Below are 13,960 nucleotides of genomic sequence, written 5' to 3'. Positions count from 1 at the left end.
CGGTCCTCAGCTGTTCCACTTGGTCCGCTGGCGCAGCGCCAGAAGAACAAGCGACATGGCGATAATGACAATGAAGAACACCACGGCAATTGCCGATGCATAACCAATGTCATAATAAGAAAACGCCACGTTATAGAGATAGATGTTGATGGTTTCCGATGCTGTTCCGGGACCGCCCTGCGTCATCGCATAGATGATGTCGAAGCTTTTCAGCGCATCGATCGAGCGAATAATCACAGCCACCATGATGAAAGGCAGGATCATCGGAAGCGTGATATAACGGAATTTCTGCCAGCCATTGGCACCATCAATTTCTGCACTTTCAAACGGATCGCGAGGCATGGAAGCAAGGCCGCCCAGCACGATCAGCATGACCAGCGGCGTCCACTGCCAGGTTTCAACAGCAACCAGCGACGGAATGACTGTGTTCTGGTTGAAAATCCATTCCTGCGGCGGAATGCCGATCAGCGACAGAAGATAGTTCAGCACACCCAGCTGTGGGTGATACATCATCGTCCAGACCAGTGCGACCGCCACCGGTGTTGCCATCATCGGCATGACGAAGATCCCGCGCAGAAGTCCGCGCATGGGCAGTTTGCTGTCAAACACCAGCGCTGCAATCGTACCCAATATCATCGGGGCCACGACGGACAGAACCGTGTAAACAACCGTGTGCCACATGGATTCCCAGAAGCGCATATCGGTCGCAAGACGCAGATAATTGTCAAAACCGACAAAGCTCTGCTCGCCGCCAAGCTGCCACTGGTTGGTACTCATCCAGAGTGTAAACACCCATGGGAAGACGATCACCGCCCCGACGGTGATCAAGGCTGGCAGAACAAACGGCCAGTAACTGGGCCGCAAGCGGCTCGTGACCGACTTGGCGGAGGAAGCTGCCTTCGCAGCAGCTTCCGTTTTTGCTCCTATCGGGGCGGCAGATGTCATTTTCCTTCGCTCCGTGCGAGGACCGGACGGAATTCTTCCGTCGCGCGTTTCATTTCAGTTTCTGCGTCAGCACCATTGAGAAGATTGGTGAGGCCGACACCGATAATGTCGCGGAATTCCGTGACAGGCACGATGACAGGCAGGCAGAGCTGGCTGATCGGGGCAGACTTCGAGAGGGCTTCCACCCAGCCTTCCGGCATGGTGACAGCCTTGCGCACTGCTTCGTCGTCAATGATCGACTTGCGGAAAGGAACGCCCGATCCCGATTGCAGAAGACGTGCACCCATTTCCTTGGAAATAGCCCACTGGCAATAGAGATATGCGGCTTCCTTGTTCTTGGAAGCTTCGGTCACGCCAATGCCGTCGCCTGTCGTTGGTGCTGCCTGAGCATTCGGGCCAGCTGGCATGACGCCATAGCCAACTTTGCCAACAACGCGCGACTTGTTCGGGTCTTCAAGCGGTGGCGCAAAGCCAATACCATCAAGCCACATGCCGACACGTCCTTGCAGGAAGTTCGACTGGCATTCAGCCCAGTTGAAGCCTGCAACACCGGGAGGTGCCGATTTGGTCATCAGGCGCTGATAGAGCTTGGCAGCTTCAATGCCTTCAGCCGAATCCGTCTGCAGATTGCCGTCCGCATCAACCGACTGCTTGCCATAGCCAAGCAGCAAGCTGGTATAGACCGGCGCATTGGCATTCTTCATGCCGCGAGCGACGAAGCCATAGGTTTTGGTCGATGGATCGGTGAGTGCTTCTGCCGCTGCAACCAGCTCTTCAAAGGTCTTTGGATATTCAATGCCCTTGGCGGCAAAGAGCTCCTTGTTCCAGTAGATGATCCAGTAATCGACCGAGAATGGCAGCGCGCCGAAGCGGCCATGGGCATCCTTGGCAAATGTCAGACCAGCGCTTGCGAAATCATCTTCTGTAAGCGATGCATCGGTCAGCGTCGGGTCTTTCAGGAACGGATTGAGGTCGGCAAGCCAGCCGCCTTTTTCAAACTGGCGCTTCTGAACGTGATAGCTGATATGGATGACGTCGAAGCTCGGGCGACCGGAAGTCAGCTCGATCACCGCCTTCTGGCGTTGCTGCTGTTCCGGCATCTGCTCGGAGTTCACCTTGATGCCCGTCAGCTCTTCGAATTCCTTCTGATGCTTCTGAAGGATTTCGCCGCGCGGGCTTTTGATGAGGTTTACTTCAAGTGTGGTTCCGGCAAATTTCTTCCAGTCGACATTTGACTGGGCTAATGACGGGGTGAAGCCCGTGATGCCGGATGCAGCGATTGCTGCGGTTCCCGCCATAAACTGGCGGCGTGTCGGACGTAACAGATTCATTGCTTACTCCTCCCCTGTTGTGTTTTAGGCCTTATACATTTTGGCCTGTCATTCTTCCGGCCCGGCGACTCCTCTCGCCCGACCTTCAGTCTCATATATGCAAAGCCAGTTTCCGCGCATTGTTGATATGAACGGCGATGGCATCCATGGCAGTCTGCGGGTCTCGGGTTTCGATTGCGCTCAGCACGGAAAGATGCTCCTGCATGACCGGGATAACGCGTCCGGTAATGCGGAAGCGCTCCTGATTGATCAGACGCATCTTGATCGTGTTGGTCTGGTAAGCGCGCCAGATGATTTCGTTGTCGAGCGAGCCGACAATCGTATCGTGCAGGCTCCAGTCGATATTCTGCGCCTGCTCTTCCAGCTCAGGCGTTTCGCCCTCGTTCATTGCGCGATTGAGCGTGTTTTCATGCTCCGCGCGCAACGAACGTAGCAGTTCGTCAGATGCCGCCTGACAGAAGATGGCAATCGCCTCTTTCTCGATGAAAAGCCGAAACTGAAACGCCTCGCGGATGAGATTGAGATCAATATGCGCAATCTGAAGCCCGCGCTGCGGCACGGTCTTGATAAGACCTTCCGCTTCAAGGCGCGGGATAAGTTCGCGGATAGCACCGAGCGGCAGGCCCGTCATGGTGACGAGCTGACGCTGAGAAACGAATTGGCCCGGATGAAAATCGCGCGCCAGCAAATGCTGGGTGAAGCTTTGATAAGCTTTATCCCGCAATTTTACCGGTTCGCTGTGATCTTCCGCCAAAGCCTGTCCCCTCTCAGTGCCGTTCGCTTATGCCGTGATCAGGCCGCTTTTGCCATATGCAAACGGTCGAATACACTGCCAATTGCATTGAAATCCGCGTCGTTGAGTGAAACGAGCGGTGCACGCACCCGACGCCACTCCATGTCACCCGTATGACGCGCAACCATAGCCTTCACTGCTGGCGTGACCGGATAGTTCAGCAACTGCTGCACGGCGCTGACGAGTTCAGCGTCGTCCTGACCTTCGTTGACCATGCGCAGAAGACGATCCGGGAACAGATTGGCCATGCCGGAAATAGCACCCTGCCCACCAAGACGAACACCCGCAGCAAGATCGCGCTCATCACCGATCAGGATCGCAATGTCCTTGTGTGCGGCAAGCAGTTTTTCCGTATAGGCCCAGGTCCCCGACGAATCCTTCACACCAGTGATGATACCGCCAAAAGCTGCACGCAGACGGCTGATCAAATCGACAGAAAGCTCAACGGCAGTAACCGACGGAATGTTGTAAAGAATGATGCTGCGCGCATCATCGCCAAGACCTTTGAAGACTGCAGAAAACCAGTTGAACAGGCCACCATCGGAAAGGTTTTTGAAATAGGATGGGGGTGCCAGAAGAATGGCCTTGCAATCGCGACGCAGCGCATCGGCCGATTGAAGGACAGCATCAGCAACCGAGTTTTCCATCACACCGACAACGATGTTGGAAGCTGCAAAGCCTTGAGCAATGAAGCTATCCAGAAGTACTGCGCGTTCGGCATCAGCGATCGACGAACCTTCGCCTGTGGTGCCAAACAAAGTGACGCTTGAGCAGCCACTATCGAGGCGAGCGCGGGCGTGCTTCAGAGCACGACTGACATCGATTTTGCCATCCGCATCGAATGGCGTTGTAAGCGCTGCAGAGAGCCCGAAGCGCTCCTGACCAGAATTATCGTGTGCCAAAACTGGCTCCTCCCAAGTTTGAACTTTAGGTTTGCACATACTAACATGTTAGTAAAGAGTCAATTCGAGTTCAGTGTGTAATCGCATGATTTCGGGAAAATGGGAGAGAACGTAAAATAGCTGAAACGCGGGTTAGTCCAAAGCGCTGACATCTGCGTCCCTCATCCTGAGGAGCTGTTGAAAACAGCGTCTCGAAGGACGAGGGAGGAAGATGTACGTCGCTTAACTTATCGTGCTGGAACAACGCAGCTTTCGATGAATGAAAGAACTTCCGCTTTATGTGGTGAACCGGCTCGTCCGCCGAAACGCGCGCATTTGATGGCGGCAGCGGCATTGGCAAAGCGGATGATGTCCGTCATCGGTTTTCCCTCCACCAGACCATGTGCAAAAGCACCGTGGAACACGTCACCTGCAGCAAGCGTATCCACTGCATCGACCTTGAAACCCGCCACATGTGAAACGGATTGGCCAGCGCCGTCTGACCAATAGCAGCCCTCCGCTCCAGCGGTAACAGCAGTAAAAACATCATAACGGTCAGCTAAAATGCAGACACATTCGCTCAAATCTGTCGTCCCTGCCACGCTGATTGCTGCAGGTTCTGATGCTACGATATGGGTCGCAAGTGGCAACAGCGTTTCGAGCAATTCGACAGGCGCGGTATCGGCATCCAGAATGGCCGGAATACCTGCATCGCGCGCAGCACGCAGCGCAGTTTCAGCAGCCCATGGCCAGCGCACATCGGTCATGACAGCGGCATAAGCTCCCGCTGCAATCGGCGGCACCGGATCAGACGGACTTGCAAGCCTGCGATCATAAAAAGGCACGATGATGCGTTCACCGTTCGCATCAACGAGGATCGAAGAAAATGCGGTGCGAGCGCCATCGAGCCGCCGGATATAGGAACAATCAATACCTTCGGCTTCAAGCTCCGTTATGGCGCGATCGCCCACTGGATCAATCCCCGCAGAACCCCAGAGCGCCACCTCACCGCCAAGCCGGGCAATCGCAGCGGCTGCACTTGATGCCATGCCAGCAGCAATCTCGACCGCCTCGCGAGGCAGATATTTACCTGCCTGTTCGGGAAGCGTATCGAGGCGGAAAATGGTGTCCATGGTGAGGGCACCAACGCAGAGAATTTTGGACGTCATGATTACGAAATGAGACCTTCCGAGCGAAGTGTCGTCCAGAATTCATCCGGGATCGATTGTTCAAACCACACAACATTTTGCCTGATCTGTTCAGGTGAGCGAACACCGATCAGAATGGAACTAACCGCCTCATGCATCATCGGGAACTGCATGGCGGCAGCGGCAAGCGGCACATGATACTCATCGCAAATGTCATGCAGGCGATTGGTGCGCTCGATGATTTTGGCAGGCGCATCGGCATAGTCGAACTTCTGTTCGCCGCCGCGCGGTGCCGCAAGAATACCTGAGTTGAAAACACCGGCGATGACCAGCGCCATGCCACGCTTTTGCGCTAATGGCAGGAATTCTTTTTCCGACACCTGATCGAGCAGTGAATAGCGGCCAGCAAGAAGCGAGCAGTCGAGATCAGCTTCTTCAAGCGCATCGCGAATGATCTGCCATTCGTTCACACCAAGACCAAAGCCCTTGATGTTGCCTGCGTCGCGCAATTCGCTCAGCGCGCGGAATCCACCGCCCCTGGTCAGCGCATTCCAATGAAGCTCGTGCCTGTCGGCATGGGTCACGCGGCCAATGTCATGGACATAAAGCAGATCGATGTCCGGAAAGCCAAGACGTTGCTGACTATCATCAAAGCTCCGCATGATGCCGTCGTAGCTGTAATCAAATACCTCGCGGAAATTCAGCCCATTGTGCCAGCCGGAATCAAGCGGGTTCTTTGGTGGCGCTGGCGGCAGCTTGCGCCCGGCACGCTCATTGGTCATCAGGCGACCGACTTTAGTCGAAATGACCGCACGCTCATTCTTTTCACGCAGCATATCACCCAGAAGGTGTTCACTGCGGCCATAGCCATACATCGGCGCGCTATCAAAATAGCGGATACCACTTTCCCAGCCCGCTTCGAGCAGAGCGTCGGCGTCAGCACGCGCGACCGGCGCATAGAGCCCGCCCAAAGGTGCTGTTCCCAGACCAAGCGCCGTTACAGTCAGACCGGTCCGGCCAAGCGTCCGTTTTTCGGATGCCTTCAATTGCATGGATATCTCCCCAACAACGGCGCTCAACGTGCCGCGCTCCTTATCCAGCGCCTCTTATCCAAAAACCGCTTCACACGTTTCGGGACGCGCTGCCTCTTCCGCCGATTGATAGGAGCAAGTTTGCGCAAGTGCAATCGGAAAAACATGCCCATGCAAAGAGCTTATTCATGCGCAAATAAATCATTCACCAGAGCGCTCTCACGGAGTATAAGAGAAATATTCGATTTATATCAATAAGATAACAGATGATCCCCGATCACCCCATCATAAAACCCTTCACCAGCACCCGCTTGACAATGTCGATTTCCTGTCGATATTACTATGATGTCAGACCAATTTAAAAACCAATTAGGGAACCGGTTCTGACCTGATTGCGCGTTGAGATTCTGGACCGGACACTGGGCCAAACACTAGGTTAGTCTCTGGGCTGATCGCGGGGCTGATCTCTGGGCCAATCTGTAAAATGGAGGCAGGATGAAAGATCGCAGGCTGCTGCAAATAGCGCCATTACCGCCGATGGATCGTGCCCGGCAGGTAACGGATGCTCTCGCCAATTACATCGCGACAGCGCAGCTTCAGGCCGGTGACCGCCTCCCCGCAGAACGTGAATTGATGACTGCACTCGCCGTTGGTCGGTCCACCATTCGCGAAGCAATCCGTCATTTTCAGGCATTGGGGGTGATTGAAGCCCGCAAGGGCAGCGGCACTTATCTGCTGAAGCCGATTTCGGCGGCGACAATCCATATGCCGCTCTCATTCGATCCCGCACAGTTGCGCGATGCATTGCTGCAATCGCTTGAAGTACGCCGCGGCATTGAAGCGGAAGCCAGCATGGTTGCAGCGCGCAAACGCACAGCCGATGACCTCGTGATTATCGAGCGCAATCTGAACGAGATGGAGCGTGTTCACATCGCTGAAGGCACGTCAGGCCCCGAAGATCTTGCCTTCCATCTCGCCATTTATGACGCGACCCATAATCCGCTTTTCAGACAATTGCTCGAACAGATGCGCGAAGCCTTTCTGCACTTCTGGGATCATCCGTTTGAGCGCGTCGATTTCGCGCGGCGGACCTTTCCGTTCCACCGCACGCTCTTTAACGCCATCGTGGCTCAGGACCCTGAATCCGCGCGGCTGGAAACACTCAAGATCCTCGACATTGTTGAGGAAGACATCAAGGAAATGTCCAAATGACCGACGGGATGGATCCGCTGGATTTTGCAGCACTTACGGTTGCTCATGATGAAAGCAATGCATACGACGCCGTGGTTCCCCCCATCGTGCAGACCTCGCTTTTTACCTTCCCAAGCTATGACGATATGGTCGCCTCCTATCGCGGCGAAAAAGTTCGTCCAATCTATACACGTGGACTCAACCCGACCGTGCGGGCATTTGAAGAAATGCTGGCGAAGCTTGAGGGCGGCGAAGATGCGCTGGGGTTTGCCAGCGGTATGGCCGCAATTTCATCAAGCGTATTGGCCTTCGTCAATCCGGGTGATCGCATTGTTGCGGTGCGCCATGTCTACCCGGATGCGTTCCGGCTTTTCGGTACCATCCTGAAGCGCATGCAGGTGCAGGTCGATTATGTCGACGGACGTGACGAAGAAGCAGTCGCAAAGGCTTTGCCCGGCGCGAAAATCTTCTACATGGAAAGCCCGACAAGCTGGGTGATGGAAGCCCATGATGTCGGCGCGCTGGCCAAAATCGCTAAGCAACACGGCGTTCTAAGCATCATCGACAACAGCTGGGCAAGCCCGATCTTCCAGCGCCCGCTGTCGCTTGGCGTTGATCTCGTTGTGCATTCGGCTTCGAAATATCTCGGTGGTCATAGCGATGTTGTGGCAGGCGTTGTGACCGGCTCGAAAGCGCTGATCAATGCAATTCGCGCAGAAACCTACCCATATCTCGGTGGCAAGCTTTCACCATTTGATGCGTGGCTGCTTATTCGCGGCATGCGTACTCTTCCAACGCGCATGAAGGCGCATGAAGCCTCGGCACTCGAAATAGCAAAGCGTCTTCAAGCGCTCGATACGGTGGAAACTGTCTGCCATCCAGCACTTGCCAATCGCCTGCCAGCAGGGCTGACCGGCACGTCCGGTCTGTTCTCGGTGATCTTCCACGAAGGCGTGAATATCCGCGAATTCTGCAACCATCTCAACCTGTTCAAGCTTGGCGTGAGCTGGGGCGGGCATGAAAGCCTGATCGTACCGGGCGAAGTGGTGTTGCAGCAAAAGGCACAGCCAAATTCGGCACACACATTCGGCATTGATGCGCGCTCGGTGCGCCTGCATGTCGGACTGGAAGGAACCGAAGCGCTGTGGAGAGACATTGAAGGAGCGCTCGCTCAGTCAATCGCATGAAATAAACCGTCGTGAGGATAAAAAAAGGGGAACGGAAATGAAGAAACTAGTAGTCGCCGCACTCGCCACCATGCTGATGAGTGGCACAGCGCTTGCCGATACAACATTGAAGCTGGTGGAGGTTATCACCAGCCCGGAGCGCACCAAGACGCTTGAATCAATTGTTGCAAAGTTTGAAGCCGCCAATCCAGGAACCAAGGTGGAAATCATCTCGCTGCCATGGGGAGAATCCTTCCAGAAATTCGCTACAATGGTATCGGCAGGTGAAATTCCTGACGTCATGGAAATGCCGGACACATGGGTGTCGCTCTATGCCAACAATGGCATGCTGGAGAGCCTCGAGCCATATCTGGAAAAGTGGGAAACCACGCCAGACCTGACCGAGCGTGCGCTTGAGCTTGGCCGCAGCGTCAAGAACACTGCCTATACGCTGCCTTACGGTTTTTATCTGAACGCCATGTTCTACAATAAGAAGTTGCTGTCTGAGGCTGGTGTATCCGAGCCGCCAAAGACGATGGACGAATTCGTTGAGGCTTCCAAGAAGATCGCAGCCCTTCCCGGCAAGTCAGGCTTCTGTATGCGCGGTGGTCCCGGCGGACTTAATGGCTGGGTGATCTTTGCTGCGTCCATGGCAGGCAACAATAAGTTCTTCAATGAAGACGGCACCTCAACCATGAACAGCGAAGGCTGGAAAAAGGGTATCACCTGGATGGTCGATCTTTACAAGAACGGCCTCGCACCAAAGGACAGCGTGAACTGGGGGTTCAACGAAACCGTCGCTGGTTTCTATAGCGGCACCTGCGCCTTCCTCAATCAGGACCCGGACGCCCTGATCGCCATTGCCGAGCGCATGAAGCCTGAAGATTTCGGCGTTGCCATTATGCCAAAGGGCCCGGATGGCAAGACCTTCCCGACCATTGGCTTTGCCGGATGGTCGATGATGAGCGGAAGCAAAAACAAGGACCTTTCCTGGAAGCTGATTTCCACCCTTGAAGGACCCGAAGGCAACATCGAATGGAACAAGCGCACCGGCGCGTTGCCGGTTCTCAAATCCGCACAGAACGATCCGTTCTATAGCGGTGAGCAGTTCAAGGGCTGGTTCGATGAACTGGCTGACAAGAACGTCGTTCCAACCGTGATGCCGACCTATCTTGAAGAATTTGCCTTCTTCAAGGATTCGCTCGTCATCAAGACGTCGCAGGAAGCGCTTCTCGGCGACATCACGCCGGATCAGTTGGCCGACCAGTGGGCAGAATATCTGACCAAGGCACAGCAGAAGCACCTATCCAAGCAGTAAGCCGCGTAAACTTGGCAGGCGCGGAGTTTTCGCGCCTGCTCATCATCTTCATGCAATCCCCGCGAAGGGAAAAATGATGACCGACACCGCTTCCATAAAGGCCCCGGTGCGCAGCGAAGTGCCAAAGCAGGACCAGCGCAGCTTTTTGCAGCGTTTTGCGCATGCCTCCGAACCCTATCTTTACAGTGCTCCGGCGCTGATCCTGATTGGCGCTATCATGCTGGTTCCGCTGGTCCTTGGCGTGTCCTATGCCTTTCGCGATATCCAGTTGCTCAATCCGTTTTCCGGCGGCTTTGTCGGGCTTGAACATTTTCGGGAACTTGCAACCGATCAGGCGTTTTATCGCTCATTGAAAAACACGCTCTGGTGGACGGGTTGTTCGGTCCTGCTGCAATTTGTGTTTGGACTTATTCTGGCATTGCTGCTCGACAAGCCGTTTGCGGGTCGCGGTCTGGCGCAAGCGCTGATCTTCCTGCCATGGGCAGTGCCAACATTCCTGACCGGTCTTAATTGGGCATGGCTGTTTAACCCCGTTATCGGTCCACTTCCTCATTGGCTGTACGCCATTGGACTATTGAGTGCGCCTGACAATATCCTGTCCGATCCCAATCTTGCCATGTGGGGCATTATCACCGCCGGTGTCTGGTGGGGGATTCCGTTCTTTGCGATCACCATGCTCGCGGCCTTGCAGGCCATCCCACGCGATCTTTATGAAGCAGCCGCAATTGATGGCGCGGGCCCAGTGCAGCGCTTCCTTTCTATTACGCTGCCTTATCTTGCACCAACCATGGCCATTACCATTTTGTTGCGCACCGTCTGGATTGCCAACAGTGCAGATCTGATTGTCGTGATGACCGGCGGTGGCCCGGCCGACCGCACGCAGATCGTCGCAAGCTACATTTTCACGCAGGCTTTCAAGCGGCTCGATTTTGGCTATGCGTCTGCCATTGCGATGGTGCTGCTCGTGTTGCTGATGGTCTATTCGATGCTCATCGTGCTGTTGCGCCAGACGCTGCTAAACAAGGATTAAGGTCATGACAAACCGTAAATTTCTCCTTGTCGGCGCACATCGCATAGCTATTTTGCTGTTTGTTCTATTCGCGCTTTTTCCGATCTTCTGGCTGGTCAAAGTTTCGGTCACGCCCAATGACCTGCTGTACAGCGAAGGTGTGCGGCTCTGGCCATCGCGCACGACGTTCGATCACTTCAGCCATGTCTTGAATAACAGCTCGTTCCCGCTGTTCTTCCGCAACAGTCTGATCGTGTCCGGCTCAACCGCCATCATCGTCACGCTGTTGGCATCACTTTCCGGTTATGCGCTGTCACGTTTCAACTTCCGCGCCAAATACTGGATCGTAGCGCTAATGCTGCTCACCCAGATGTTTCCGCTCGTGATGCTGATCGCGCCTATCTATAAGATCATGGCGCCGCTCGGCCTTACCAACAGCCTGATCGGCTTGATCATCGTTTATTCGGCGTTCAATGTACCTTTCGCAACCTTCCTGATGCAGTCGTTCTTCGACGGTATTCCGAAAGACCTCGAAGAAGCTGCGAAGATTGACGGTGCAACGCAATTCATGGCGTTTCGCCAAATCATTCTGCCGCTCACGTTGCCCGGCATTGCAGCCACGCTCGGCTTCGTTTTCACTGCTGCGTGGAGCGAGCTTCTGTTCGCGCTGATGCTGATTTCCGGCAATGATTCAGCCACGTTCCCGGTCGGGCTTTTGAGCTTTGTCTCAAAGTTCTCGGTCGATTTCGGACAGATGATGGCGGCGGGTGTGCTCGCACTGATCCCGGCCTGTCTCTTCTTCTTCCTCATTCAACGATATCTCGTGCAGGGCCTCACGGCTGGCGCGGTCAAAGGCTGAAAGGATTTTTCCCTATGGCTTCCATCGATATTCAGTCAGTCCGCAAGAGCTATGGCGAACATGCTGTTCTGCACGGCGTTGATCTTGAGATCAAAGATGGCGAATTCATTGTGCTGGTCGGCCCGTCAGGCTGTGGCAAATCCACATTGCTGCGCATGATTGCTGGCCTTGAAGACATCACTGCCGGCCAGGTGCAGATCAGTGGCAAGCGCGTCAATGAACTCGCACCCAAAGACCGCGATATTGCGATGGTGTTTCAGTCCTATGCGCTCTACCCGCATATGAGTGTCGCCGACAATATGAGCTACAGCATGCGGCTGCGCAAAACGCCGAAAGAAAAGATTGCAAGCGCCATCAAATCGACCGCCGCCAAGCTCGGCCTTGATCCTTTGCTGGAACGCCGTCCGAAGGCGCTTTCCGGCGGCCAGCGTCAGCGTGTTGCCATGGGCCGCGCCATTGTGCGTCAGCCCAAGGCCTTCCTCTTTGATGAGCCGCTTTCCAACCTCGACGCCCGCCTGCGAGAGCAGATGCGCGCCGAAATCAAGAAACTTCATGCAGAGTTAAAGGCTACTTCGATCTACGTCACGCATGACCAGATCGAAGCCATGACTCTGGCCGACCGTATCGTCGCCATGCATGGTGGTGTGGTGCAACAGGTCGGCTCTCCACTGGAGCTTTATGACCGCCCGGCCAATCTCTTCGTGGCAGGTTTCATTGGTTCACCCGCCATGAATTTTCTCGACGTAACCTATCTTGAACAGGATGGTGGTCCGCGTCTGAAACTCAAGGACGGCACGCTCATCGCGCTACCGCATCCCGTAAAACTCAAGGATGGCGCGAACGCCACGCTTGGCATTCGTCCAGAGCATGTTCATATCGAGAATTCAGCAGGCCTGACGGCTGATGTCGATTTGGTCGAGCCGACCGGCTTCGGCATTATCCTGCATCTCAGCCTGCACGGATTGCCGTTCAAGATTTTCACGCTCGATCGCGATGCGCTTCATGCGCAGGGCTCTGTTCAAGTGAGCTTCCCGGCACAGCATCTCCATCTGTTCGATGGCGAAGGAAATCGCGTCGATATTGCTTAAACTGCTTCCGAAAACCGTGTCTGGATGCTTTGTGAAAGCAGGGCTACAGGTCGGGTCTGATCGCCCGCCGCAACCCAGATCAGCTCTTCGATTTCGCTTGAGGCGGTGGGTATCTGCCCATCGTTTAATGCAAGGTGAAACAATTCGGCTTCAACAGTTGCACCTTCTTCATTGGCAGCCGGTGCCGACATCTTTGCAGCATAGCGCAATTGGCTCTCATCAATGAGAATCCCAAGCTCTTCCTCGATCTCGCGGATAAGGGCTGTTTCAGGCTTCTCGCCTGCATCAATCTTGCCACCAGGCTGGAAGAAAATCTCGCTGCCGCGCTTGCGCACGAGGAGGAAACGGCCCGCGTCATCACGGACAATGGCTGCTGCAATAAGAATCGTTTTCATAAGGGCGAAACATCGTCGCGAACACGCACACCGTCAAGAATGATTGCTGCAATGGAGCGTGCTGTCTGCTCATAAAAATCAGGTTCTTCCGTGCGCTTGCCAAGAACGGCTGCGACCTGAACCGAGAAGTCGGAATAATGCTGTGTCACCGCCCAGATCGTGAAAATGAGGTGGTAAGGATCAATCGGCGCAATGCGCTTTTCCTCGATCCAGCGATGAATGACCCGCGCCTTTTCATCGACCAGATCTTTCAGATGACCTTTGAGAAAATCGGTAATGGCCGGAGCACCATGCAGAATTTCATTTGCGAAAAGGCGCGATGCTTCCGGTCTCTTCGCAGAGAGTTCAAGTTTCTGCGTAATATAGTGCCGGAGTTCATCCAGCGGATCGCCTTGCGGGTTGATGCTCTCAAACGGGCCGAGCCATTCTGTGAGTGTCTCTTCGAGAACTGTCACATAGATATTCTGCTTTCGCGGGAAATAATAAAGCAGGTTTGGCTTCGACATCCCTGCCTTTTCGGCGATCTGGTCGACGGTAGATCCGCGAAAGCCATAGGCAGAAAAGACGTCCAAAGCCGCATCCAGAATCAGCCTGCGATTGATTCCCTGAATGCGGGTCGCACCCTCCGCCTTCTCGTTCACACCTGCTTCGACGGGAGCTGTCGCATCTGTGACCATTTAACACCTTTTGACAGAGCAAAATTTCTTAAAACCGCTTGACCAGTGTCGAACGCTCTTCTAGCCTGCATTTTGACCAACTAGTCAAGTTTTTGCAATTGTTGCAAGAAGATTGAGGCCAAAGAGCC

The 13,960-nt window shown here is 54.6% G+C and carries 14 protein-coding genes; 6 read left to right on the top strand and 8 right to left on the bottom strand.

Annotated elements, in window-relative coordinates; genetic code table 11:
• Nucleotides 1-6 precede the first annotated feature (6 nt).
• The 6 genes from CES85_RS10885 to CES85_RS10860 form a co-directional block, all read right to left on the bottom strand.
• Nucleotides 7-945, bottom strand: a complete 939-nt coding sequence (locus CES85_RS10885) for a carbohydrate ABC transporter permease (RefSeq protein WP_095446013.1) — start codon at nt 943-945, stop codon at nt 7-9.
• On the bottom strand, nt 942-2,276 hold the full coding sequence (locus tag CES85_RS10880) for an ABC transporter substrate-binding protein (protein WP_095446012.1): 1,335 nt from the start codon (nt 2,274-2,276) through the stop codon (nt 942-944). The genes CES85_RS10885 and CES85_RS10880 overlap by 4 nt, the downstream gene beginning before the upstream one ends.
• Before the next feature lie 91 nt (nt 2,277-2,367).
• Nucleotides 2,368-3,030: a GntR family transcriptional regulator gene (locus tag CES85_RS10875; protein ID WP_095446011.1), complete on the bottom strand. Its 663-nt coding sequence runs from the start codon at nt 3,028-3,030 to the stop codon at nt 2,368-2,370.
• 38 nt (nt 3,031-3,068) lie between these two features.
• Entirely contained in the window at nt 3,069-3,971 is a 903-nt protein-coding gene (locus CES85_RS10870) for a dihydrodipicolinate synthase family protein (RefSeq protein ID WP_095446010.1), read from the bottom strand.
• A gap of 227 nt (nt 3,972-4,198) precedes the next feature.
• Nucleotides 4,199-5,119, bottom strand: a complete 921-nt coding sequence (locus tag CES85_RS10865) for a PfkB family carbohydrate kinase (RefSeq protein WP_095446009.1) — start codon at nt 5,117-5,119, stop codon at nt 4,199-4,201.
• Nucleotides 5,120-5,121: 2 nt separating this feature from the next.
• Nucleotides 5,122-6,150 carry an aldo/keto reductase gene (locus tag CES85_RS10860; protein WP_095446008.1) on the bottom strand — a complete coding sequence of 343 codons (1,029 nt, stop codon included), beginning with the start codon at nt 6,148-6,150 and terminating at the stop codon, nt 5,122-5,124.
• Nucleotides 6,151-6,624: 474 nt separating this feature from the next.
• On the opposite strand from CES85_RS10860, the gene CES85_RS10855 reads away from it, so the two are divergent.
• The 6 genes from CES85_RS10855 to CES85_RS10830 all read left to right on the top strand — a co-directional run bounded on the left by CES85_RS10855 (nt 6,625) and on the right by CES85_RS10830 (nt 12,760).
• Nucleotides 6,625-7,341, top strand: coding sequence for a FadR/GntR family transcriptional regulator (locus CES85_RS10855; protein WP_095446007.1), 717 nt, complete (start codon nt 6,625-6,627; stop codon nt 7,339-7,341).
• Nucleotides 7,338-8,507, top strand: a complete 1,170-nt coding sequence (locus CES85_RS10850) for a PLP-dependent transferase (RefSeq protein WP_095446006.1) — start codon at nt 7,338-7,340, stop codon at nt 8,505-8,507. The genes CES85_RS10855 and CES85_RS10850 overlap by 4 nt, the downstream gene beginning before the upstream one ends.
• A gap of 37 nt (nt 8,508-8,544) precedes the next feature.
• Nucleotides 8,545-9,804 carry an ABC transporter substrate-binding protein gene (locus CES85_RS10845; protein ID WP_095446005.1) on the top strand — a complete coding sequence of 420 codons (1,260 nt, stop codon included), beginning with the start codon at nt 8,545-8,547 and terminating at the stop codon, nt 9,802-9,804.
• A gap of 76 nt (nt 9,805-9,880) precedes the next feature.
• Entirely contained in the window at nt 9,881-10,834 is a 954-nt protein-coding gene (locus CES85_RS10840) for a carbohydrate ABC transporter permease (RefSeq protein ID WP_095446004.1), read from the top strand.
• A gap of 4 nt (nt 10,835-10,838) precedes the next feature.
• The gene (locus CES85_RS10835) at nt 10,839-11,672 is read left to right on the top strand and encodes a carbohydrate ABC transporter permease (RefSeq protein WP_095446003.1); all 834 of its coding nucleotides are present in this window, start codon (nt 10,839-10,841) and stop codon (nt 11,670-11,672) included.
• A 14-nt stretch (nt 11,673-11,686) separates the two neighbouring features.
• On the top strand, nt 11,687-12,760 hold the full coding sequence (locus CES85_RS10830) for an ABC transporter ATP-binding protein (protein WP_095446002.1): 1,074 nt from the start codon (nt 11,687-11,689) through the stop codon (nt 12,758-12,760).
• Here the strand turns inward: CES85_RS10830 and CES85_RS10825 are convergent.
• Nucleotides 12,757-13,155 carry an NUDIX hydrolase gene (locus CES85_RS10825; protein ID WP_095446001.1) on the bottom strand — a complete coding sequence of 133 codons (399 nt, stop codon included), beginning with the start codon at nt 13,153-13,155 and terminating at the stop codon, nt 12,757-12,759. The two genes, CES85_RS10830 and CES85_RS10825, sit on opposite strands and share 4 nt — an antisense overlap.
• On the bottom strand, nt 13,152-13,832 hold the full coding sequence (locus CES85_RS10820) for a TetR family transcriptional regulator C-terminal domain-containing protein (RefSeq protein WP_095446000.1): 681 nt from the start codon (nt 13,830-13,832) through the stop codon (nt 13,152-13,154). The genes CES85_RS10825 and CES85_RS10820 overlap by 4 nt, the downstream gene beginning before the upstream one ends.
• Nucleotides 13,833-13,960 lie beyond the last annotated feature (128 nt).

The sequence above is a fragment of the Ochrobactrum quorumnocens genome (assembly GCF_002278035.1).
GTDB classification, from domain to species: domain Bacteria; phylum Pseudomonadota; class Alphaproteobacteria; order Rhizobiales; family Rhizobiaceae; genus Brucella; species Brucella quorumnocens.
Note: the sequence above shows the minus strand (reverse complement) of the source record. Positions and strands in the feature narration are given on the sequence as shown.

Excerpts from the sequence above, each read along its gene's own strand:
- CES85_RS10835 (WP_095446003.1), top strand. The coding sequence starts at position 10,839 with ATGACAAACCGTAAATTTCTCCTTGTCGGCGCACATCGCATAGCTATT.
- CES85_RS10860 (WP_095446008.1), bottom strand. The coding sequence starts at position 6,150 with ATGCAATTGAAGGCATCCGAAAAACGGACGCTTGGCCGGACCGGTCTG.
- CES85_RS10840 (WP_095446004.1), top strand. The coding sequence starts at position 9,881 with ATGACCGACACCGCTTCCATAAAGGCCCCGGTGCGCAGCGAAGTGCCA.
- CES85_RS10855 (WP_095446007.1), top strand. The coding sequence starts at position 6,625 with ATGAAAGATCGCAGGCTGCTGCAAATAGCGCCATTACCGCCGATGGAT.
- CES85_RS10880 (WP_095446012.1), bottom strand. The coding sequence starts at position 2,276 with ATGAATCTGTTACGTCCGACACGCCGCCAGTTTATGGCGGGAACCGCA.
- CES85_RS10845 (WP_095446005.1), top strand. The coding sequence starts at position 8,545 with ATGAAGAAACTAGTAGTCGCCGCACTCGCCACCATGCTGATGAGTGGC.
- CES85_RS10865 (WP_095446009.1), bottom strand. The coding sequence starts at position 5,119 with ATGACGTCCAAAATTCTCTGCGTTGGTGCCCTCACCATGGACACCATT.
- CES85_RS10830 (WP_095446002.1), top strand. The coding sequence starts at position 11,687 with ATGGCTTCCATCGATATTCAGTCAGTCCGCAAGAGCTATGGCGAACAT.
- CES85_RS10850 (WP_095446006.1), top strand. The coding sequence starts at position 7,338 with ATGACCGACGGGATGGATCCGCTGGATTTTGCAGCACTTACGGTTGCT.
- CES85_RS10885 (WP_095446013.1), bottom strand. The coding sequence starts at position 945 with ATGACATCTGCCGCCCCGATAGGAGCAAAAACGGAAGCTGCTGCGAAG.
- CES85_RS10820 (WP_095446000.1), bottom strand. The coding sequence starts at position 13,832 with ATGGTCACAGATGCGACAGCTCCCGTCGAAGCAGGTGTGAACGAGAAG.
- CES85_RS10825 (WP_095446001.1), bottom strand. The coding sequence starts at position 13,155 with ATGAAAACGATTCTTATTGCAGCAGCCATTGTCCGTGATGACGCGGGC.